The following is a 21431-nucleotide window of genomic DNA, read 5'->3' on the forward strand; positions in this document are numbered from 1 at the left end:
CTCCCGCCACGGCCCCGCCGCGCTCCCGCCACGGCCCCGCCGCGCTCCCGCCACGGCCCCGCCGCGCTCCCGCCACGGCCCCGCCGCGGCCCCGGGCTCAGCCGGTCGTTGCGACGTAGACCGCGAACGGTGCGTCCGGGTGGACGCCCTCCCGGCCCTCGACCAGGCCATCGGTCCGGATCTCACCCGCGTACGTCATCCCCAACCGCTCCATCACCGCGCGGGACGCGGAGTTGATCCGCTCGGTGAACGCGACCACCGCCCGAGCCCCCAGCACACCGAAGGCGTAGTCGAGCCCCGCCCGACCGAGCTCGGTAGCAAAGCCTTGGCCGCGGGCAGAGCCCACCAAAGCCCACCCAAGCTCCAACCGATCAGCAGCCCAAGCACCCCCGAGCCCACCCCCACCGAGCCCACCCCCACCGAGCCCACCCCCACCGAGCCCACCCCCACCGAGCCCACCCCCACCGAGCCCACCCCCACCGAGCCCGCCTCCGTCGAGCCCGCCCTCGGCGAGCTGCCCGCGGAGCGGGCCTTCGTCGAGGAGGGTTGCGATCTTGGTGGTGACTTCTGCGTCTGGGTCCATTCGTTCCATGCCGCCGCGGCCGACGAGGGTGCCGGTCGAGCGGTCGTAGGCCATCCACTTGCTGACGCCGTTGGTCTCCCAGCGCGACTGGAACCCGGCGGCCCGGCGTACCGACTCCTCGGCGGACCACGTCTCGTCGTACCACTCCGCCACCCACGAATCGGCGTGCAGCCGCTCCAGGTCCGCCGCATGTCCGGGGAGGACCTCACCCGGACCAGTGATCGGAACCAGCATCAACCGCTCCGTCAATACAGTCCGTACGGCGTACGCGACGATGTCCCGCAGCCGCCGATCCCCATCGGTCCGATTGACCATCAACAACTCAAGCTCCTCCGGCCCCACCCACGCACCGGCGTCGTGCTTCCCCTCCTCCAACCGAGGCCGCGCCAGATCCCCATCAACCTCGACGAGGTAGTCGATCTCCCGCCGGACCCGCCCCTCGTACTCCCACTCCCAGTCGGTGACAGCTGCCACAACCTCCCGCACCCGCCACCCGGTCTCCTCCTCAACCTCCCGGGCCAGCGCCTCCTCCGGCGTCTCGCCGTCCTCGACGTGCCCACCCACGACGTCCCAGATCCCCGGCAACAACCGCCGCTCCGCAGTACGCCGGTGCACGTACACCCGACCCCGCCCATCCCGGATCAACGCCCCCACACAGTCCACATCCCGCATAACCCAGCACGCTAGCCCGGGTGCGCTGGCAGACTGGCCGGCATGCGTGCGGACCGGGCGATTCTGTTCAAGCTGGCGACCAACGAACGACTAGAGCAACTGGTGAAGGGCATCCCGGGTGGCGAGGAGAACGCCTGGCGCGCTGCCTCCCGGTACGTCGCCGGCCGGACCCGCGATGAAGCACTTCAAGTAGCCGACGCCCAGATCGCCAAGGGCCACGGCATCAGCGTCGACCTGTTCGGCGAGATGTCCACCGACCCGGCAGACGCAGCCCGTGTCGTCGACGAATACCTGGAGCTGGCCAAGCTCCTCCCCGAACCACCCGCCGACGTCTGGCTCTCCTTGGACCTCTCGCACCTGGCTCTGGACATCGACCCCACCGCTGCCGCCGACCACGTCGCCACCATCGCCGAAGCCCTCCCACCCGGTCGCCTGCTCCAGCTAGGCGCCGAAGACACCGCCCGCACCGACGCGATCATCCAGTGCGTACTGGACGTAGCCGGCCGCGGTCTAGCGGACCGCATCGGCGCCACCGTCCAGGCCAACCTCCAGCGATCCCCCGACGACATCGACGCGCTGACCCGCGCCGGAGTACAAATCCGCCTGGTCAAAGGCGCATACGTCGAGCCCACAGGCGCCTACCCCTACGGCGAGCAGACAGACATCGCGTACCTCCGCCTAGCCCACCAGTTGGCCGCCAGCGAAGCCCGCTGGTCCCTGGCGACCCACGATGGCCGCCTACGCGAGGCAGTGCTCCTCTCCCTAGGCATAGTCCCCGTCGAGCAACTACTAGGCATCCGCCCCGACGTCCTGGACGACCTACGCACCAGAGACATCCCCACCCGCGTCTACATCCCCTACGGCCCCGCCTGGTTCCGCTACTGGCTCCGCCGCGTGGCAGAGTCCCGTGGCGCCTAGCCGCGCGGCATCTCGGTGACGCGGTTGGGCATGAAGAGGACCGCGACGACGAGCAGTACGGCGGCCGCGGCAGCGCCGTAGTACACGTCGTGAATCGCGGGAGCGAGTACCGACGACGGCAGCTTCTCCAAGTCGTCGTGGTTGTCGCCGAGCCGGCTGGCGACCATCGCGTTGGCGACCGCGCCGAAGATGGCGACGCCGACCGCGCTGCCGACCGAGCGGGCGAACATGTTGGCGCCGGTCACCACACCGCGGCTGGTCCAGACGACCGACGACTGCGCGGCGACCACGCCCGGCGACGCGGAGAAGCCGAGGCCGATACCGATCACGAAGCAGGCGAAGGCGAGGTAGACGACCGAGCTCGACGGCTTGACCGTGAGCAGCAGCGCCGAGCCGAGTACGACGAAGACCGAGCCGATGAACATCGTCCAGCGGAAGCCGATCCGCAGGTAGATCCGGCCCGCGAGCGACGCCGCGATCGGCCAGCCCAGCGTCATCGCAGCGAGCGCGAAACCGGCCACCAGCGCCGACGTCCCGAGCACCCCTTGCGCATACAGCGGCACGTAGGTCGACAGGCCGATCATCAGGACGCCGACCAGCAGCGCGGACGAGTTGGCGGAGTTCAGTACCCGCTGGCTGAGCACCCACAACGGCAGGATCGGCTCGGCCGCGCGGCGCTCGACGAAGCCGAAGACCACGAGCAGCACGACGGCCACGGAGAGGATCGCGATGCTGGTGACCGAGTCCCAGGACCAGATCACGCCGCCTTCGAGCAGCCCGAGCAGCAGCAGCGAGCCGCCGACCGCGAGCAGGATCGTGCCGGCGTAGTCGATCTGGTGCCGGGTGGTCTGGACGATGTTCTCCTGGAAGCGCCGGTAGAACACCACCCCGGCCACGAGCCCGAGCGGAACGTTGACGAAGAAGATCCAGCGCCAGGAGATGTAGTCGGAGAAGACGCCACCGAGCGTCGGGCCGACGAACGAGGCGATGCCCCAGACGCTCGCGATGTAGCCCTGCACCTTGGCGCGCTCGGCGACCGAGTAGATGTCGCCGACGATCGTCATCGCGATCGGCTGGATCGCACCGGCGCCGAGTCCCTGGATCAGCCGGAAGGCGATCAGCGCCGGCATGCTCCAGGCGAACCCACAGAGCACCGACCCGAGTACGAAGAGCAGGATGCCGAACAGCATCAGCGGTTTGCGGCCGCGCTGATCCGCGAGCTTGCCGTAGATCGGCACCGAGACCGCCTGGGCCAGCAAGTAGATCGAGAACAACCAAGGGAACTGCGTGAAGCCGCCCAGGTCCTCGACCACCGACGGGACCGCCGTCGCCAGGATGGTCGCGTCGATCGCCACCAGCCCGACGCTCAGCATCACCGCGAGCAGAATCGGTCCCCGCTCCGACCGCAGTCCCACACTCGCCCGGTCGATCCGTTCAGTAGTCATAACAGCTACACAACTTACGTGATCGGATATCGATTCCTGTACCCACGGCTCACCCACTGGACCCGCCTGCGGCGGCGAGGGAAGGAAGGCGGAGTGCGGGGCGGCAATAGCCGGCAGGTGGACGCTCCGGCACCGGAGGCGGTGGGGCCGGCGCGTGGGTACTCTCCGTGGGTGAGGATGCACGGGCTGGTCAGGGTCGTCGTGCTGGTGGTGACGATCTCGCTGACGCTGGTGTTGCTGCCGATCGCGATCAACGTCGGTACCGGTGGGACCGCCCCTGAGTTCCTCGAGCCGTACGTCGGCTGGACCTGGCCCGCGATCGGGGTGCTCTGGCTCGTCGCGATCGGCACCGGGCTGGCGCAGTACCGGAGCCGGCGCACCGTCGGCCACTCCGCGCGAAGCGCCGACCAGCCACGCAACCGCCCGAACGCGCTCGCCCGCGTCGACCGCTACCTGGCCGACCGCTTCGCCGGCTCGCTCGCCTCGCGGGCCCGCCTGGCCTTGGCGCTCGATGTCAGCCCCGAGGCGGTGATCCGCCCGTACGACCTGCTCGTCCAGCCCCTCAACGGCGACGTCACCGAGGTCCGCGAGGACGCCGACATCGCCGCGGCCTTCGACGACCTCCAGGACTCCATGCTCATCCTCGGAGCCCCCGGCGCCGGCAAGACCACCCTCCTCCTGGAGCTGGCCCGCACCCTCGCCGCCGAAGCCCGTACCAACCCGAACACCCCGATCCCTGTCCTGGTGGACCTGGCCAGCTGGACCGCAAGCACCGCCAAGGCACCAGAGGACGACCCCGGTGACAGTCCGCTCCTGGCAGGTTTCGTCCGCTGGCTCCTCGCCGAGCTCAACACCCGGTACCAGATCCCTGCCGCGGTAGGCCGGGTCTGGCTCACCAGAGGACGCCTTGCTCTACTACTGGACGGCCTGGACGAAGTAGCCCTGGCCCACCAGGAGAAGCTCGCCCCAGTACTGGCCGAGCTGGGCCGGCGCTACCTGATCGGCCAGGTCGCCGTCACGTGTCGCATCCAGGAGTACGAGGCGCTCCACCACAAGCTCAAGCTGTACGGCGCTGTCCGCATCCGCCCGCTCAGCCGCGAGCAGGTGCTCGACTACTTCGCCTCCGGTGGCGACGAGCTGTCCGGCGCGCTGGCCGCGATGGAGCGCGACGACGACCTCTGGGACCTGGTCAACTCCCCGCTGATGCTGAACGTCATGGCCCTCGCCTACCAGGGCAGGGACGCCCGCGACATCGCCGCCGGCGTACTGGCCGACCACCGCCGAGAACTGTTCGACACCTTCATCTCGGAGGTACTCGCCCGCTACAGACCGAGCAGCCCGCACTTCGAGTCCCGCGCTGCTGTCCGCTCGCTCTGGTGCCTCGCCTGGTGGACTCGCACCCAGGCCGGCGACCGGATCGAGGTACCACGCCGGTTGACGCCCAGCGGCTGGTACGGCCTGGTGCTGCCCGCCGTCGGCTACCTGGCCCACATGATCTGCCTACCGGGCCTCTTCGCCGGTCTGGCTGCCGGAGCCGCAGTAGGAGCCACTGCCCTGTACGGCGTATCGGCCGGCCTAGCCGTCTGCGCTGTCGCGCTGGTCCTGGTCCATGTGCGCCCGCAAACCTGGTGGATCCTCCAGCAAGGCCGCGACCAACCACGCCATCTCCTGCTGGCTGTCATGATCTGCATCGGCATGGTCGCCGGCTTGGTCTCGGTCCTGCTCGTCACGGCCATCGCCGAGCGCTTGCCACCTTGGCTCGGCCTGGCGTTCCAAGGCGTGATCGTCTGGGCGTCCTACGGCCTCGAATACATCCTGTCCGGCAACAACCGCCGCCGCGTGCTGCTCAGCATCAGGCTGGTAGCCGTGACCGTGGCGAGCCTGATCGTCTTCGCCACGGTCGACGACCAGGCCCACTTCGTCGCCGGCTGCGCGATCGGCCTGGTCGTTGCCCAAGGCATCCGTTTCGTGAAGACACTGCCGATGGACCATCTGGTCTATCCGCACAGCAAGTCGGAACACCAGGACGGTCCCGGGGTTCGTTGGCGGATGGGCAAGTGGACCGTTGGTGGCGCTCTGGCAGGCGTGCTCATCGCAGCTGTTCTCGGCGCAAGCCTGTGGTGGACCACCGGCCCCGAAGCGGTACTGGGCATCATCGCCGGCACGGTCGCTTCCAAGGCCTGGCGCCGCCGGGCCCCGTTCTTCTCCGGCGCTCTCTCCCGCGGCCTGCACGGCTTCCTGCTCCGCTGGAGCGGCTACCTCCCCTGGCGCCGAGGCGCCTTCCTCCGGTACGCCGCCGAGCGCTACGTCCTGGCCAAGACCGGCCGAGGCGAGTACGCCTTCATCCACCTGCTAGTGCGCGACCACCTGGCCGAGTGCGACCCAGACGCCCTGGCCGCGAAGGTGGACCAACGAATAGCTGCCCGAGCAAACCGAGGCAACCTAGCGCGCAGCCGCTAACACCTGGTCGAGGATCCGCGACCACTGCCGCACAATGCCGCGCCGTCGTGCCGCATCGTCAGTCAGCAGGTCCGCCAGCCCCAGCCCGCGAGCCAGGTCGAGCACACCCTGGATGGTCTCCCGCACTCCAGGCGTGCGCTCCTCAACGTCCAAGACCTCCAACAACGCCCGGTGCGCCTGCCGCCCGACATGCGCCTCCAGCCGCACGATCTGCTGCCGCAGCGGCTCCTCGGTAGAGGCCGCTACCCATAAGTGCAGCGCTGCCTTGAACAGCGGCCCGGTGTAGACGTCCGCAAGCATCCCGACGATCGCCTCGGTCCGTCCCTCGCCACTAGGTAGCCCGACAGCCTGCTCGCGGATCTCGGCCAGCCGCACCTCAGTCATGTACTCCACTGCCGCCGCAAACAGGTCTGCTCGAGTAGGGAAGTGATGCTGCGCCGCCCCACGTGATACCCCGGCCCGAGCCGCCACCACCGCGACAGTGGTCGCCGCATAGCCCACCTGCGACAGTGACTCGAGCGCTGCCTCCAGGAGCTTCTGCCGGGTCGCCCGGCTCCGATCCTGCTGCGGCTCCCGCAGTACCTCACTCACAGCGAGTCCAGGAAGATATCCGGCGCCAGTTCCGCGTCCGTCGCGCCCGTCCGGTACTGCGAGAAGTCAGTCACCCCTACCGACGCCAGCACCTCGTCATCGATCAGGAACTCACCGGACCGCCGCCCGGTCAGTACGACGTACGCCGCATCCGCCACGATCTCCGGTGTCCGCGATCGCGACGTCGCCGCCTCGCCACCCAGCAGGTTCTGCACAGCAGCCGTCGCGATCAACGTCCGCGGCCAGAGCGAATTGACCGAAATCCCGTCGGCGCGAAGCTCCTCCGCGAGCCCCAGCGTCGTCAGGCTCATCCCGTACTTCGCCATGGTGTACGCCAGATGCTCCCCGGCCCACCGCGGATCCAGGTTCAGCGGCGGCGACAACGTCAGGATGTGCCCGGCCGCCGACTTGCGCAGCCACGGGATGCACAGCTTCGACAGCAGGAACGTCCCCCGCGCATTGATGTCCTGCATCAGGTCGTACCGCTTCATCGCGATGTCCGCCGTCGGCGTCAGGTCGATCGCCGACGCGTTGTTCACCACGATGTCGATCCCGCCGAACTCCTCCGCCGTCCGCCGGACAGCCTCGGTCACCGACTCGTCCGAGCGTACGTCGCCCACGATCGGCAACGCGTGCCCGCCGGCCGCCTCGATCGCCGCGGCGGCCGTGTGGATCGTGCCCGGCAACTGCGGATGCGGCTCGGCGGTCTTCGCCAGCAACGCCACGTTCGCGCCGTCGCGGGCGGCCTTCATCGCGATCGCCAGCCCGATCCCACGACTGCCGCCGGACATGATCAGCGTGCGACCAGCCAGGGTTTCACTCACGCGCGGCCTCCCGTGCCCTCAGCTCGCGCCGCAGGATCTTGCCCGAAGCGGCCTTCGGGACGGCGTCGATGAACTCCACCTGCCGGACCTTCTTGTACGGCGCCACCCGCTCCGCGACGTACTCGATCACGTCCGCCTCGGTCAGCTCCACGCCAGGCATCGCAACGACGAACGCCTTCGGCACCTCGTTGCCATCGGCCTGTACGCCGATCACCGCCGCATCCGCGATCCGGGTGTCGGTCAGGAGCACAGCCTCCAACTCGGCCGGCGGCACCTGGTACCCGTGGTACTTGATCAGCTCCTTGAGCCGGTCGACGACGTACAGGTAGCCGCGCTCGTCCACCCGCCCGATGTCACCGGTGTGCAGCCAGCCGTCCGGGTCGATCGTGGCGTCCGTCTCGGCGGGCCGGCCGAGATAGCCCTTCATCACCTGCGGCCCGCGGATCCAGATCTCGCCCTCGTCCGCGTCGTTGCCGTCGGCACCGACCAGCCGCATCTCGGTGGACGGGAACAGCTTGCCCACGGCGCCGGCCGGCGGGTCGATGTCGTCCTGTGGGACCGCGTGCGTCCCCGGCGACAGCTCGGTCATCCCGTAGCACTGCAGGATCGTGTGCAACCCGAGCCGCTTGGCGCAGGCCTCGGCCAGATCACCGTCGAGCGGTGCCGCCGCGGACGTCACATACTTCAGCGCGGACAGATCCACGCCGTCCACGGCGGGGTGCTTCGCCAGCGCCAGCACGATCGGCGGCGCGACGAACGCCCGGGTGATCTTCTGCTCGTCGAGCACGGTCAGGAACTGCTGCAGGTCGAACTTGGGCAGCACCACCACGGTCGCGCCGAGCCGCAGCGGCAGATTCATCAGCACGCTCAGGCCGTAGATGTGGAAGAACGGCAGGATCGCGATGATCCGCTCGCCCTCGTCGAGCTCGAACATCGCCTCGGCCTGGGTCAGGTTCGTGCCGATGTTGCGATGGGTCAGCATCACGCCCTTGGCGGCGCCCGTCGTACCGCTGGAGTACGGAAGTACGGCGACGTCGTTCGCCGGGTCGATGTCGACCACCGGCTCCGGCCCGGTCGAGGCCAGCAGCTCCTGCACCGAGCGGTATCCCTCGGCCTGGTCGCAGACGAGGATCTCCTGGACGTCGGTACCCTCCACCGCCGCGGTCGCCACCGGCAGGAAGAGCGAAATCGTCACCAGCAATTTCGCCTTCGAGTCCACCAACTGCTTGTGCAGCTCGCTGGCCGTGTAGAGCGCGTTGACGGTCGTCACGGTGGCGCCCGCCCGGGTCGCGCCGTAGAACACCGCCGGATAGATGATCGTGTTCGGGCTGTGCAGCGCGATCGTGTCGCCGTGCACGATGCCCAGCTCGGCGAATCCGGCCGCGATCCGCCGGCTCATCCCGTCCAGCTGGGCGTAGCTGACCTCGCGTCCGCTGACGCCGTCGACCAGGGCGATCCGGTCGCCGTACTCCTGCGCCCGGCCGAGCACCACGTCGTGGATCGGCGCGTCGAGGATCTCGATCGGCGGGTACTGACTCTGAATGACCACGGGCGGGGTCCTCTCTGCGCTGCTGGCCGACGGGTTGGAGGAACGATGACGGAATCAGTAGGACTTCGGTAGGCCCAGACTGTGTTGCGCGACGAAGTTGAGGATCATTTCGCGGCTGACCGGCGCGATCCGGGTGGCCCGCGCCGCCGCGACGAGCGAGGCGACCCCGTACTCGACGGTCATCCCGTTGCCGCCGAGCGACTGCACCGCCTGGTCGGTGGCCCGGACGGTCGCTTCGCCGGCGGCGTACTTCGCCATGTTGGCCGCCTCGCCCGCACCGAGGTCGTCGCCGGCGTCGTACAGGGCGGCGGCCTTCTGCATCATCAGCCGGGCGAGCTCGAGCTCGATCTTGTTCTGCGCGAGCGGGTGCGCGATGCCCTGGTGGGCGCCGATCGCGGTCTTCCACACCTGCCGCTCCTTGACGTACGCGACGGCCTTGCCGAGCGCGTGCCGGCCGATCCCGATCGCGAACGCCGACGCCATGATCCGCTCCGGGTTGAGCCCGGCGAAGAGCTGCATCAGGCCGGCGTCCTCGGACCCGACGAGTGCCTCGGCGGGGAGCTGGACGTCGTCGAGGAAGAGCGAGAACTGCTTGTCCGGGCTGATCAGGTCCATCTCGATCTGCCGGAACTCCACGCCTGCAGCGTCCGTCGGCACGATGAAGAGCGCGGGCTTGAGCTTGCCGGTCTTCGCGTCCTCGGTGCGCCCGACGACGAGCACGGCCTTCGCCACATCGAGGCCGGAGATGTAGACCTTCCGCCCGGACAACGACCAGCCGTCGCCGGTACGCCGTGCCGTCGTGGTGATCTCATGCGAATTGGACCCCGCGTCGGGCTCGGTGATCGCGAAGGCCATCGTGGTGGACCCGTCGGCCAGCGACGGCAGCCACTGCTCCTTCTGCCCCTCGGTGCCGAAGCGGGTGATCACCGTGCCACAGATCGCCGGTGACACGACCATCATCAGCAACGGACAGCCGGCCGCGCCGAGCTCCTCCAAGACGATCGACAGGTCGCCCATACCGCCGCCACCGCCGCCGTACTGCTCAGGAAGGTTGACGCCCAAATAGCCGAGCTTGCCGGCCTCCTGCCACAGCTCCGTCGTCTGCCCGCCGGACCGTGCTCGCTCGTTGAAGTACGCGTAGCCGTACTTCTTCCCCAGCTCGCTCACCGCCGCCCGCAACGCGCGACGTTCCTCGGACTCGACGAAGCTCATGCGCTCTCCTCAACTTGTACGACGGCCAGGACGGCCCCCACCTCAACCTGCTGCCCCGCTGCGACGCTCAGCTCCGCGAGGACCCCATCGGCCGGCGCGGAGATGGTGTGCTCCATCTTCATCGCCTCCAGCCAGACGAGCCCTTGCCCCGCTGTCACCTTGTCGCCCACCTCAACCCCCACCCGCACCACGGTCCCCGGCATAGGCGCCACCAACGACCCAGCCACCAACTGCTCCGCCGGATCCACAAATCGCTCAACAGGCACCAACGCCACGGCCCCGACGCACACCAACCCCGGATAAGCAGCAACCTCGTACGCCCGCCGCACCCCGCCGACCTCCAGCACCACCCGCTCAGCCGTCGCCTCGACGACCTCCACCCCATCGACCGCTACGCCCGCCCGGGTCGCCCGGTAATCCACGTCGTACCGCCGATCCCCAACCAGATAACTCTTCCGCTGCCCCTGCGAAGCCAAATTCCGCCACCCACCCGGCAACCCTCGCTGCACAGTCGCCGTGGCCCGACGCCCAGCCGCATCCGCCAACGCCGCCACCACCGCCGCAACCCGCTCACCGGCCTCATCCGCCGGCTCCCCAATCCCATACGTCTCGAAGAACGCCGTATCGGTATCCCCAGCAAGAAACGCGGGATGCCTGAGGATCCACACCAACAGATCCCGGTTCGTCTGTACCCCATGAATCACAGCCCGCTGCAAGGCCGCGGCAAGCCGCGCAGCGGCCTGCTCCCGCGTCGCCCCCCAAACGATCACCTTGGCGAGCATCGCGTCGTAGAACGGCGAAACCACCGACCCGCTCACAACCCCCGAGTCAACCCGAACCCAAGGCGAACCCTCCCGGGAACCACCGGGCTCAAAGGAAGAACCAGGCAGTGAGAAGCGGTGGAGGGTTCCGGTCTGAGGTTGCCAATCAGCAGCCGGATCCTCCGCATACAAGCGGACCTCGATCGAATGCCCAACCGCAGCAGGTGGTTCAGCCGGCAGCGCCTCGCCGGCAGCAACAGCAAACTGCAGCGCGACCAGATCGAGTCCAGTCGTCGACTCCGTCACCGGGTGTTCGACCTGGAGGCGGGTGTTCATCTCGAGGAAGTAGAAGCCACCGTCCTCGTCGGCGAGGAACTCAACTGTCCCGGCCCCGACATACCCAATCGCCTCGGCAGCTTTACGCGCAGCATCGAAGAGCCGCGCCCGCATCCCCGAAGTACGTTCCACCAAAGGCGAAGGCGCCTCCTCGACGACCTTCTGATGACGCCGCTGGATCGAGCACTCCCGCTCGCCGACAGCCCACACCGTCCCATGCTGATCAGCCAGCACCTGTACTTCGATATGCCGCCCGCGAGCCAGATACCGCTCGCAGAAAACGGTCCCATCCCCAAACGCCGACAACGCCTCAGCCGACGCCGCATCGATCTCAGCCGCCAGATCCTCCAGCCGCCGCACCACCCGCATCCCGCGCCCACCACCACCCGCCGACGCCTTCACCAGCACGGGCAGGTCGGAAGCACCCACCGATGCCGGCGTCAGCTCGGCCAGCACCGGCACCCCGGCCGCCGCCATCAGCTTCTTCGCCTCGATCTTCGACCCCATCGACGAGATCGCCTCGACCGGCGGCCCGATCCAGGTCAGCCCCGCATCGATCACCGCCGCCGCGAACCCAGCGTTCTCCGACAAGAATCCATACCCCGGATGCACCGCATCAGCGCCCGCCTTCAGCGCCGCCTCGATCACCAACTCGCCCCGCAAGTACGTGTCGCCAGGCGCGGTACCGGGCAGATGCACCGCAGCATCCGCCTCACCGACATACGGAGCGGCAGCATCCGCGGAGGAATGCACCGCCACGCACTCCATCCCCAAGGAACGAGCGGTCCGGAACACCCGCCGCGCGATCTCGCCCCGATTGGCCACCAGTACAGAGGTCATCATCGCCATCACATCCGGAAGACGCCGAAGTTGGCGCCATCGAAGCGGGTGCCCTCAACAGGGCCGGAATGGATCGCGGACAAACAAAGCCCAAGCACCGTCCGGGTGTCCCGCGGATCGATCACACCGTCGTCGTAGAGCCGCCCGGACAGGAACATCGGCAGCGACTCCGCCTCGATCTGCCCTTCCACATAAGCCCGCATCGCGGCATCACCGTCCTCGTCGTACGGCTGCCCCTTCGCCGCCGCGGCCGCCCGCGCCACGATCGACAGCACCCCGGCGAGCTGCTGCGGCCCCATCACCGCCGACTTCGCCGACGGCCACGCAAACAGGAACCGTGGATCAAAAGCCCGCCCACACATCCCGTAATGCCCGGCGCCGTACGAAGCCCCCATCAGGATCGAGATGTGCGGCACCTTCGAGTTGGAGACCGCGTTGATCATCTGCGCGCCGTGCTTGATGATCCCGCCCTGCTCGTACTCCTGCCCGACCATGTACCCGGTCGTGTTGTGCAAGAAGATCAACGGCGTATTGGCTCGATTGGCCAACTGGATGAACTGCGCAGCCTTCTGTGACTCCTCCCGGAACAGCACCCCGCGCGCATTTGCCAGGATCCCGACCGGATACCCGTGCACCGACGCCCATCCAGTCGCCAGCGACGACCCGTACAGCGGCTTGAACTCGTCGAACACCGAGCCGTCCACCACCCGAGCGATCACGTCTCGCGGGTCGAACGGAATCTTCAGATCCCCCGGTACGATCCCGAGCAGCTCGTCCTCGTCGTACAACGGCTCCTCGTACGAGGAGGCCGGCGCCGGCCCGAGCTTCTTCCAGTTCAGCCGTGACACGATCTGCCGCCCGAGCCGGATCGCGTCCGGCTCGTCCACCGCGAAGTAGTCCGCCAGCCCGGACGTCCGCGCATGCATCGCCGCGCCACCGAGCGACTCGTCGTCCGCGTCCTCACCGGTCGCCATCTTCACCAGCGGCGGCCCGGCCAGGAACACCTTCGCCCCGCCGTCGACCATCACCACGTAGTCGCTCATCCCCGGGACGTACGCCCCGCCCGCAGTCGAGTTGCCGAACACCAGCGCGATCGTCGGAATCCCTTCCGCCGACAACCGGGTCAGGTTGCGGAACATCGCCCCGCCCGGGATGAAGATCTCCTTCTGCGTCGGCAGATCCGCCCCGCCCGACTCGACCAGGCTGATCACCGGCAACCGGTTCGCCCGGGCGATCTCGTCCGACCGCAGTGCCTTCCGCAACGTCCACGGATTGCTCGCGCCACCCTTGACCGTCGGGTCGTTCGCGGTGATCAGGCACTCGACGCCCTCGACGACCCCGATCCCGGTGATCAGGCTCGCGCCGACCGTGAAGTCGCTGCCCCACCCGGCGAGCGGCGACAGCTCCAGAAACGCGGTGTCCGGATCGAGCAGCAACTCGATCCGCTCCCGCGCGAGCAACTTGCCCCGCTTGTGATGCCGCTCCACATACTTCGGCCCGCCACCGGCCAGCGCCTTGGCGTGCTCAGCCTCCAGCTCGGCAAGCTTGTCGAGCATGGCGGAGCGATTGTCGGTGACAGTCATGCGGTGAACCCCAGTCTCTTGGCTGCCAGGCCGGTCAGGATCTCGGTCGTACCGCCGCCGATGGCGAGAATCTTCTGGTCCCGGTACTGCCGCTCGACCTCGGCCTCGCGCATGTACCCGAACCCGCCGTGCAACTGCAGCGCCTGATCGCAGACCCACTGGCCGGCCTCGACCGCGGTGTTCTTCGCGAAGCACGTCTCGGCGATCACGTCCTCGCCGCGCTCGGCCCGCTCGGCGACCGAGTGCACGTAGGTCCGGGCGACATCGATCCGCCGGGCCATCTCCGTCAACGTGTGCTGCACGCTCTGCCGCGAAATCAGCGGCCGGCCGAACGTCTCCCGGGCCCTGCACCACTCGACGCTGAGATCCAGCGCCCGCTGCGCCCCGGCATAGGCCTGCACGGCAAGTGTCAGCCGCTCGGCGACGAAGTTCACCGCCAACTGCACGAACCCGGTCCCCGCCTCGCCGACCAGGTTGGCCACCGGCACCCGGACATCGGTGAAGGACAGCTCAGCCGTATCCGAGCAGAGCCACCCCATCTTCGACAGCTTCCGCGACACCACGAACCCTGGCGTACCGCGCTCGATCACCAGCAGGCTGATGCCGCGCGCACCCGGCCCGCCGGTCCGGACCGCCGTCGTCACGAAGTCCGCACGGCTACCGGAGGTGATGTACGTCTTGGCCCCGTTGACGACGAAGTGATCGCCGTCGCGTCGGGCCGTCGTCCGCAACCCGGCGACATCCGAGCCGCCGTCGGGCTCGGTGATCGCCAACGCGCCGATCAACTCACCCTCGAGCGTCGGCCGAACCCAGCGCGCGATCTGCTTCTCGTTGCTGGTGGCAACAATATGTGGAAGCGCGATCCCACAGGTCAGCAGCGAGGCGACCAGCCCGCCGGAGCCGCCCGCGTAGTGCATCTCCTCGACCACCGCGATCGCATCGCTCAGCGATCCGCCGCCACCACCCACAGCCTCCGGGAACCCGACGCCGAGCAGCCCGAGCTGGCCGGCCTGCTTGTGCAGCTCCCGCGGCAACTCGCCGTCCCGCTCCCACTGCTCCAGATTGGGCAACACCTCCGCGCTCATGAAGCGCCGGACGCTGTCCCTGAAGTCACTCACAGCAGGACCTCCGGTACGTCGATGTACCGCGACCGCAGCCATTCGCCGACCGCCTTGGCCTGCGGATCGAACCGCGCCTGCGACGCGACCCCGTCACCGAGCAGCCCTTCGACGACGAAGTTCAGTGCCCAGAGATTGGGGAAGACGTGCCTGGTCACCGTCAGCTCCTGCGTCTCGGGCAGCAGCTCCTTGAACTTCTCGACCGTCAGTGTGTGCGCGAACCACCGCCAGGCCGTCTCGTTCCGCACCCACACCCCGACGTTCGCGTCGCCGCCCTTGTCGCCACTCCGCGCCCCGGCGATGCGGCCCAACGGCACCTCGCGAGTGAGCGACCTTGCCGGCCGCCCAGCCGCGACGAGCTGCGGCAACGGCATCGGCAGCGCGCCACCTTCCGGCCCCGTCAGCACCTGGGTGTCCTCGGATGGCGCGATGGTCTGGCGCCGGCCGTCGTGCAGCACCACGACATGCTCCAGCTGATGCGGATCGACGTACCCGGCGGTGAACAGCCCGTACGCCGATGCCTCGCCTGGTGGAGCTGTCACGTGGAAGCCCGGGTAGCTCGACAGCGCCAGCTCGACTGCGGCGCTGGTGAACACCCGTCCGGCGACCAGCGGATCGGGGTCCTTGATCGTGCACTTGAGCAGGACGCTTGCCTGCTCCTCGGTCCCCGCGTTCGGCTGCTCGCTCCACAGCACGGACCACTTCATCTCGGCCGGCCGTTTGACCAGATCCCGCTCGAGCTGCCGCTGGATCAGCTCCGCCTTCGCCTCCAGCTCCAGCCCGGTGAGCACGAAGGTCACCTCGTTGCGGAAGCCACCGTGGCTGTTCAACGACACCTTGTACGTCGGGGGCGGCGGCTCGCCCTCGACGCCGGTGATCCGGATCCGGTCCGGGCCGTCCTCGGACAGCTCGATCGAGTCCATCCGCGCGGTCACGTCCGGACCGGCGTACCGGGCGCCGGTGATCTCGTAGAGCAGTTGCGCCTTGACGGTGTCGATGGTGACCGCGCCGCCGGTGCCGTCGTGCTTGGTGATCACGCTGCTGCCATCGGCGTGGATCTCCGCGATCGGGAAACCGGGCCGGCTGAGGTCGCGGATCTCCTGGAAGAACGAGTAGTTGCCGCCGGTCGCCTGACAGCCGCACTCGATCACATGTCCGGCGACGACGGCGCCGGCCAGTTCGTCGTACTGGTCGCGCCGCCAGCCGTGATGCGCGGCGGCCGGTCCGACGATGACGGAGGCGTCGGTGACGCGGCCGGTGACGACGATGTCGGCGCCGGCCTTGAGCGCTTCGGCGATGCCCCAGGCGCCGAGGTACGCGTTGGCGGTGAGCGGGTCGCCGAAGCCGAGCTCCTCCGCGCGCGAGATGAGGTCGTCGCCCTCGACGTACGCGATCTTCGGGTGCAGTCCGAGCTTGTCCGCGATCTCGTGGATCTTCTCGGCGAGCCCCGCGGGATTCAGGCCGCCGGCGTTGCTGACCACCTTGACGCCGCGGTCGAGCACCTCACCGAGGGCGCCCTCGAGCTGCGCCGGGAACGTCTTCGCGTACCCCATCGACGGATCCTTCGACCGGTCGCGGCCGAGGATCAGCATGGTCAGCTCGGCCAGGTAGTCGCCGGTCAGCACGTCCAGCGGTCCGCCGGTCAGCATCTCCTTGAACGCCTTGAAGCGGTCGCCGTAGAACCCGGACGAGTTCCCGATCCGAATCGGCTCAGTCATCCGAACTGTCCTCGCTCCCGCCCCTTGCCCGGCATCCCGGCGAACGCCTGGATGATCCCCAGCCACTCGTCCGCCTCGGCTCCCACCGCCTGTACGTCGAGGTCGTCACGATGCCGTCGCTGCGTCGCCAGCAAACAGAAGTCCAGCGCCTTGCCCGTCACCTGCTGCTCGGCGTCCTCGGGCCCCCAGGTCCACGCCTCGCCGTCAGGCCCGGAAAGTTCCACGTGGAACGCCTCGGCCGGTGGCTGCCGGCTGTTCAGCAGATAGGCGAAGTCCCTCGTCCGTACTGCGAGGTGCGCCACGTGCCGGAGCCGCCCGGACGGCCGCCGCGTCACCCCCAGCGCATCGGCGACGTCCTGCCCATGCGCCCACGTCTCCATCAACCGGGCCGTCGCCATCGAGGTCGGACTCATCGGTGGACCGAACCACGCCACCTTCTGCCCGGCCGGCACCGCCTTCAGCGCGTCCTGCACCTCGCCACGCGTCTGCCGCCAGTAGGTCAGCAACTCTCCGGCCGGCAGCGCGGCCCCTTCGGCAGCACCGTCGTCCACAAACCCGGCCGGGTTTTCCACCGCCTTCTGCAGCTCGACCTGGAACGCCTCCGGCTCGGCCGCCGCCAGCCGGGCAGCCTCATCTGTCCAGGCCAGATGAGCGATCTGATGCGCGATCGTCCACCCCTCGGCGGGCGTCGGCGTACGCCATCCGTCAGTGGCGAGCCCACCGACGAGCAGATCCAGCTCGACACTCTCGGCACTCAGATCGGCCAGCACATCATCCAGCTGCACGCGCGACTCCTGCCCTAGACCCGGTGTTCCCCGAGCCTCCCACCCAACCCGGAAAGAATCAAGCACGCGTGCTTGTTTTTGCCGTACGACGCCAGGATGCCCGATCGGTCCGTCCGTAGTTGCATGCTGTTGGAAAAGGTTCCTGGCGACCCTCGGGTGGTGTTAGGCAGGGGGATGCACAGTTCCCTGCCGGGTAAGGCCGCCGAGATCCGGGCGCTGCTGCTCAGCCTGATCGACACGTTGCCGGAAGGTGCCGCGTTGCCGCCTGAGCGGGAGCTGGCGGCTCGGTGGAATGTCGCGCGGATGACGTTGCGGCGGGCGGTCGACGAGCTGGTGATCGAGGAACTGCTGGTCCGCCGGCACGGGAGCGGGACCTACACGGCTCGGCCGAAGGTGGCCAGGTGGCTGGGGATGATGGGGTTCTCCGAGGACATCCGCCGGCGCGGGATGCGGCCGGAGAGCCAGACGCTCGAGTTCCGCCATACGAAGGCCGAACGCGGGGCCGCCCGCCGGCTACGCATCCCGGTCGGCGATCCGGTCCTCACCTTCACCCGGCTCCGGCTGGCCGACGGGATGCCGATGGCGGTCGAGCGCACCACGCTGCCCGGCAGCTACGTACCGGGCCTCGAAGCCGACGACCTGAGCGGCTCCCTCTACGAGCTGCTGACGAACCGGTACGGCATCGAGCTGGCCTCCGGTACGTCGAAACTCGAGCCCGTGATGCCCGACGCCAAGACGGCCGGATGGCTCGACATCCCCAGCACCCAACCGTGCCTGGCCCTGCACGGCGTCAGCTTCGACCGCCGCGAGCGCGTCTTCGAGTACACCTCATCCGTCTATCGCGGTGACCGCTACGCCTTCACCGCCGAACTCCGGATGACCCCGAGCTGACCTCAGCGATTCTTCTGGTGCTCCACGATGTCCTGAAAAGCAGCCTTGAACTCCGCGTACCTCTGCCGCCCCAACCGCCGCGCATGCCGCTCCTGCATCGCCGCCAAAATCCTGTCGGCCGCCGCCAGCTCCGCCACCCCACGCTCAGTCGGACAGATCAACTTGGCCCGCCGATCAACCGGATCAGGCCGCCGCTCGACGTACCCCAGCCCCTCCAGCTCATCAACCATCGTCCCGATCACCTGCTTGTGCTGCCCCGACCGCCGAGCCAACTCGGTGGCCCGAACCCCCTCCGGCTCCAGATAAGCCAGCACCGACCCATGCCGCGGATGCAGATCATCGAACCCGAGCTCAGCCAGCTTCCCGAACAACTCCCCCTGAACGGCGAACAGCAACTGCCCGGCCAACACCCCAAGATCCACCCGCCTGACAGTCATGATCACTGACTATCACAATTCACCCGCAGCTACCCGGTGACCGAGTCCGGGGCTTCTACTCGGGAGAGGAGTTCGGTGGTTGCGTGGGTGGTGGCGGTGGTGATCGCGCCGACCAGGCTGGCTCGGTCGCCGAGGGCTGAGCGGACGATGGTGGGTGGGATCGGGAGGGCGGCGGCCAGTTCGGCGACTCGGGCGGCGAGGAAGTCGTTGTCGCCGATGCCGCCGCTGAGGATGACTGTTTCGGGGTCGACGACGGCGCAGATGGCGGCGACGATCTCGCTGATCCGGCGGCACTCGTCTTCGACCAGGGAGAGCGCCTGGGGATCGCCTTGCTGGGCTCGTTCGAAGAGGTCGGCCACGTCTTTCAGGGCCGGGTCGAGCGCTTGGGCTTCGCGCAGGAGTGCTTTGCCACCTGCTTCGTCGGCGCTGCTCGGAGTACCGCTGCGGTGGGCGTGGCCGGTTGGCAGGAAGGCGACCTCGCCGGCCGCGCCGTGGGCGCCGCGCAGGAGCGCGCCGTTGTGCATGATGCCCGCGCCGACGCCGGTCCCGATCGCGATCACGGCGAACGTCGAGGCCTCGGCGCCGGCTCCGTGCCGCTGCTCGCCGATCGCGGCGAGGTTGACGTTGTTCTCCAGCAGTACCGGCCCGTCGATCGCGGCCGACAGCTGCGAGTAGAAGTCGTACGGCTTGTCCTCACCGACATTCCAGGCGTACCGGACCATCGGATCGTGCCGATTCACCACCCCAGGAATCGACACCCCGGCAGCCAGCAACGGCACATCCACCCGATCGGCTGCCGCGCGTGCCTCGGCCAGCAATTCCACGGCCTGCCGTACAACGCTCGCGGCACCCTTCGCCCGCGTCGACCGCTTGAGCTCCGCCAACGGGGCGCCACTGAGGTCACAAACCGCTGCCCGAAGGTTCGTACCGCCGATGTCGACCCCCGCCACACACCCAGCACCAGCCGGTACGCCGTACAGCGTGGCGGTCCGTCCGGGTAGACCACTCCGCTGCGCCACCGGCTCCGCCAGGCCGAGCGACTCGAGCCGTTCCACCGCGGCGAAGACCGTCGGGCGGGACAGGGCACACGCCACCGCGAGCTCGGACCGGGTCTGTGGTCCAGACCGGGTCAGCAGCTGGGTCAGCACGACGCTCGCGCTGGGAGTGCCGCTCACAACACGGTTCATGCGTCACCTCCGGTTAAGCCTTGACTACCGCCTCGGAGCCTGATGATACTTCCCGTAAGTTAGGCAGGCTGCCTAACAAACTCGGAATCGGAGTGAGTCATGGCAGACAACCTCTCCCGGCGGACCGCCCTGCAAGCGGCGGGTGGACTCGGGCTGGCAGCGTTCCTGGCGGCGTGCGGCGGTGGCAAGGGCGCCTCGACGGGCGACCAGGGCAGCGGCAAGGGCGAGGTCCGCGCGCTGTTCATGAAACAGGCGGGCTACTCCGAGGACGACATCACCAAGATGACGGCTTCCTTCGCCGGCGCGAACCCGGACATCACGGTCAAGCCGGAGTTCGTCGCCTACGAGGCGCTGCACGACAAGATCGTCGCCGCCGGTCCGGCCGGTACGTACGACGTGGTGCTGATCGACGTGATCTGGCCGGCCGAGTTCGGCGGCAAGAAGATGGTCACCGACGTCACCAGCCAGTGGCCGGCAGAGTGGAAGTCCGGCATGCTCGCCGGCGCGGTCGCGACCGCGGAGTACGACCAGAAGCTGTACGGCGTGCCGTGGATCATGGACACCAAGTACTTCTTCTACAACGAGGCGCACCTGCAGACCGCCAAGGTCGACGCGGCCGGCCTGGACACCTGGGACGGCGTGCTCGCGGCCGCCCGCAAGATCAAGGCGACCGGCGCTGCGAAGTACCCGCTGATCTGGTCGTGGCAGCAGGCCGAGGCGCTGGTCTGCGACTACGCCCAGCTGCTCGGCGCGATGGGCGGCAAGTTCCTCGACGACTCGGGCAAGGCCGCGTTCAACACTGGCGGAGGGGTCCAGGCGTTGGAGTTCATGCGGCAGACGATCGTCGACGGGCTGACCAACCCGGCGTCGACGCAGTCGCTCGAGGCCGACGTACAGCGGGTGTTCCAGGCCGGGCAGGCGAGCGCGGTACTGAACTGGACCTACATGTACGGCGCGGCCAACGACGCGAAACAGAGCAAGATCGCCGGCAAGGTCAAGGTCCTCCAGACGCCCAAGGGCTCGGCCGGACGCCCAGGCGTCAACGGCGGGATGGCTCTCTGCGTCACCACCGGCAGCAAGAACCAGGCGGCGGCCTTCAAGTACATCAGCTTCCTGACCAGCCAGGCCGAGCAGAACAAGTACGCCCTCGACTCGCTGCCCGTCTGGAAGACCTCCTACGACGACGCCGCGGTCGTAAAAACCAACCCAGCGGTCGTCCCCCAGGCGAAGAAGCAACTGGACGACCTGATCCTCCGCCCCCAAGCCCGCAACTACAACGCCTTCTCCCAAGCCCTCCAGGCTGAACTACAGAACGCCCTCCTAGGCCGCAAGCCGGCCCAAAAGGCTCTGGACGACGCAGCCGACAAGGCGAACAGCCTCCTGCAGTCGTGAGCCAGACACCAGCTCGCACGGAGCCGGCCGACAGCAGGGCGGTCGAGCCGACCAGCACCGACTCGGCTGCGCCGAGCCCAGTAGGCTCGCGCCGCCCTCGCCCCAAACCCGCACGACCACGGCCGAATG

General features: G+C 68.5%; 17 protein-coding genes. 4 read left to right on the forward strand and 13 right to left on the reverse strand.

The genetic code is table 11. The features are described from left to right. Window positions 1-97: 97 nt before the first annotated feature. A complete protein-coding gene (locus tag ABD116_RS08270; protein WP_343966620.1) occupies window positions 98-1255 on the reverse strand; it encodes a GNAT family N-acetyltransferase in 1158 nt (385 codons plus the stop codon). Window positions 1256-1297: 42 nt separating this feature from the next. Here ABD116_RS08270 and ABD116_RS08275 point away from each other — a divergent pair, with 42 nt between their 5' ends. Further along, window positions 1298-2173 carry a proline dehydrogenase family protein gene (locus ABD116_RS08275; protein WP_343966622.1) on the forward strand — a complete coding sequence of 292 codons (876 nt, stop codon included), beginning with the start codon at window positions 1298-1300 and terminating at the stop codon, window positions 2171-2173. Here the strand turns inward: ABD116_RS08275 and ABD116_RS08280 are convergent. Further along, window positions 2170-3618, reverse strand: a complete 1449-nt coding sequence (locus tag ABD116_RS08280) for an MDR family MFS transporter (protein WP_343966624.1) — start codon at window positions 3616-3618, stop codon at window positions 2170-2172. The two genes, ABD116_RS08275 and ABD116_RS08280, sit on opposite strands and share 4 nt — an antisense overlap. A 177-nt stretch (window positions 3619-3795) precedes the next feature. Here ABD116_RS08280 and ABD116_RS08285 point away from each other — a divergent pair, with 177 nt between their 5' ends. Beyond that, window positions 3796-6078: an NACHT domain-containing protein gene (locus ABD116_RS08285; protein ID WP_343967675.1), complete on the forward strand. Its 2283-nt coding sequence runs from the start codon at window positions 3796-3798 to the stop codon at window positions 6076-6078. On the opposite strand, the gene ABD116_RS08290 is transcribed toward ABD116_RS08285, so the two are convergent. Genes ABD116_RS08290 through ABD116_RS08330 form a run of 9 tightly spaced genes read right to left on the reverse strand, consistent with a single transcriptional unit; the run spans window position 6061 to window position 17395 of the window. After that, window positions 6061-6669, reverse strand: a complete 609-nt coding sequence (locus ABD116_RS08290) for a TetR family transcriptional regulator (protein ID WP_343966627.1) — start codon at window positions 6667-6669, stop codon at window positions 6061-6063. The two genes, ABD116_RS08285 and ABD116_RS08290, sit on opposite strands and share 18 nt — an antisense overlap. Continuing rightward, a complete protein-coding gene (locus tag ABD116_RS08295; RefSeq protein WP_343966629.1) occupies window positions 6666-7493 on the reverse strand; it encodes an SDR family oxidoreductase in 828 nt (275 codons plus the stop codon). The genes ABD116_RS08290 and ABD116_RS08295 overlap by 4 nt, the downstream gene beginning before the upstream one ends. Beyond that, a complete protein-coding gene (locus ABD116_RS08300; protein WP_343966632.1) occupies window positions 7486-9042 on the reverse strand; it encodes an AMP-binding protein in 1557 nt (518 codons plus the stop codon). The genes ABD116_RS08295 and ABD116_RS08300 overlap by 8 nt, the downstream gene beginning before the upstream one ends. Before the next feature lie 54 nt (window positions 9043-9096). Continuing rightward, a complete protein-coding gene (locus ABD116_RS08305; protein ID WP_343966634.1) occupies window positions 9097-10254 on the reverse strand; it encodes an acyl-CoA dehydrogenase family protein in 1158 nt (385 codons plus the stop codon). Beyond that, the gene (locus ABD116_RS08310) at window positions 10251-12194 is read right to left on the reverse strand and encodes an acetyl/propionyl/methylcrotonyl-CoA carboxylase subunit alpha (protein WP_343966636.1); all 1944 of its coding nucleotides are present in this window, start codon (window positions 12192-12194) and stop codon (window positions 10251-10253) included. Before ABD116_RS08310 ends, ABD116_RS08305 begins: the two co-directional genes overlap by 4 nt. Before the next feature lie 5 nt (window positions 12195-12199). Beyond that, window positions 12200-13774 carry an acyl-CoA carboxylase subunit beta gene (locus ABD116_RS08315; protein ID WP_343966638.1) on the reverse strand — a complete coding sequence of 525 codons (1575 nt, stop codon included), beginning with the start codon at window positions 13772-13774 and terminating at the stop codon, window positions 12200-12202. Next, window positions 13771-14892, reverse strand: a complete 1122-nt coding sequence (locus ABD116_RS08320; protein WP_343966640.1) for an acyl-CoA dehydrogenase family protein — start codon at window positions 14890-14892, stop codon at window positions 13771-13773. Before ABD116_RS08320 ends, ABD116_RS08315 begins: the two co-directional genes overlap by 4 nt. After that, on the reverse strand, window positions 14889-16610 hold the full coding sequence (locus ABD116_RS08325) for an acyclic terpene utilization AtuA family protein (RefSeq protein ID WP_343966642.1): 1722 nt from the start codon (window positions 16608-16610) through the stop codon (window positions 14889-14891). The genes ABD116_RS08320 and ABD116_RS08325 overlap by 4 nt, the downstream gene beginning before the upstream one ends. Then, window positions 16607-17395, reverse strand: a complete 789-nt coding sequence (locus ABD116_RS08330) for a TIGR03084 family metal-binding protein (protein WP_343966644.1) — start codon at window positions 17393-17395, stop codon at window positions 16607-16609. Before ABD116_RS08330 ends, ABD116_RS08325 begins: the two co-directional genes overlap by 4 nt. A 174-nt stretch (window positions 17396-17569) precedes the next feature. Here ABD116_RS08330 and ABD116_RS08335 point away from each other — a divergent pair, with 174 nt between their 5' ends. Beyond that, window positions 17570-18286, forward strand: coding sequence for a GntR family transcriptional regulator (locus ABD116_RS08335; protein ID WP_343966646.1), 717 nt, complete (start codon window positions 17570-17572; stop codon window positions 18284-18286). Window positions 18287-18288: 2 nt separating this feature from the next. Here the strand turns inward: ABD116_RS08335 and ABD116_RS08340 are convergent, their stop codons facing one another. Together ABD116_RS08340 and ABD116_RS08345 are read right to left on the reverse strand one after the other, a co-directional pair. Then, entirely contained in the window at window positions 18289-18723 is a 435-nt protein-coding gene (locus ABD116_RS08340) for a MarR family winged helix-turn-helix transcriptional regulator (protein ID WP_343966648.1), read from the reverse strand. A 29-nt stretch (window positions 18724-18752) separates the two neighbouring features. Continuing rightward, window positions 18753-19910: an ROK family transcriptional regulator gene (locus ABD116_RS08345; protein ID WP_343966650.1), complete on the reverse strand. Its 1158-nt coding sequence runs from the start codon at window positions 19908-19910 to the stop codon at window positions 18753-18755. Between the two features lie 99 nt (window positions 19911-20009). On the opposite strand from ABD116_RS08345, the gene ABD116_RS08350 reads away from it, so the two are divergent. Then, entirely contained in the window at window positions 20010-21302 is a 1293-nt protein-coding gene (locus ABD116_RS08350; RefSeq protein ID WP_343966652.1) for an extracellular solute-binding protein, read from the forward strand. Window positions 21303-21431 lie beyond the last annotated feature (129 nt).

Source organism: Kribbella koreensis, from assembly GCF_039525325.1.
Lineage (GTDB): Bacteria > Actinomycetota > Actinomycetes > Propionibacteriales > Kribbellaceae > Kribbella > Kribbella koreensis.

Excerpts from the sequence above, each read along its gene's own strand:
- ABD116_RS08270 (WP_343966620.1), bottom strand. The coding sequence starts at position 1,255 with ATGCGGGATGTGGACTGTGTGGGGGCGTTGATCCGGGATGGGCGGGGT.
- ABD116_RS08275 (WP_343966622.1), top strand. The coding sequence starts at position 1,298 with ATGCGTGCGGACCGGGCGATTCTGTTCAAGCTGGCGACCAACGAACGA.
- ABD116_RS08280 (WP_343966624.1), bottom strand. The coding sequence starts at position 3,618 with ATGACTACTGAACGGATCGACCGGGCGAGTGTGGGACTGCGGTCGGAG.
- ABD116_RS08285 (WP_343967675.1), top strand. The coding sequence starts at position 3,796 with ATGCACGGGCTGGTCAGGGTCGTCGTGCTGGTGGTGACGATCTCGCTG.
- ABD116_RS08305 (WP_343966634.1), bottom strand. The coding sequence starts at position 10,254 with ATGAGCTTCGTCGAGTCCGAGGAACGTCGCGCGTTGCGGGCGGCGGTG.
- ABD116_RS08310 (WP_343966636.1), bottom strand. The coding sequence starts at position 12,194 with ATGATGACCTCTGTACTGGTGGCCAATCGGGGCGAGATCGCGCGGCGG.
- ABD116_RS08315 (WP_343966638.1), bottom strand. The coding sequence starts at position 13,774 with ATGACTGTCACCGACAATCGCTCCGCCATGCTCGACAAGCTTGCCGAG.
- ABD116_RS08325 (WP_343966642.1), bottom strand. The coding sequence starts at position 16,610 with ATGACTGAGCCGATTCGGATCGGGAACTCGTCCGGGTTCTACGGCGAC.
- ABD116_RS08335 (WP_343966646.1), top strand. The coding sequence starts at position 17,570 with ATGCACAGTTCCCTGCCGGGTAAGGCCGCCGAGATCCGGGCGCTGCTG.
- ABD116_RS08340 (WP_343966648.1), bottom strand. The coding sequence starts at position 18,723 with ATGACTGTCAGGCGGGTGGATCTTGGGGTGTTGGCCGGGCAGTTGCTG.
- ABD116_RS08345 (WP_343966650.1), bottom strand. The coding sequence starts at position 19,910 with ATGAACCGTGTTGTGAGCGGCACTCCCAGCGCGAGCGTCGTGCTGACC.
- ABD116_RS08350 (WP_343966652.1), top strand. The coding sequence starts at position 20,010 with ATGGCAGACAACCTCTCCCGGCGGACCGCCCTGCAAGCGGCGGGTGGA.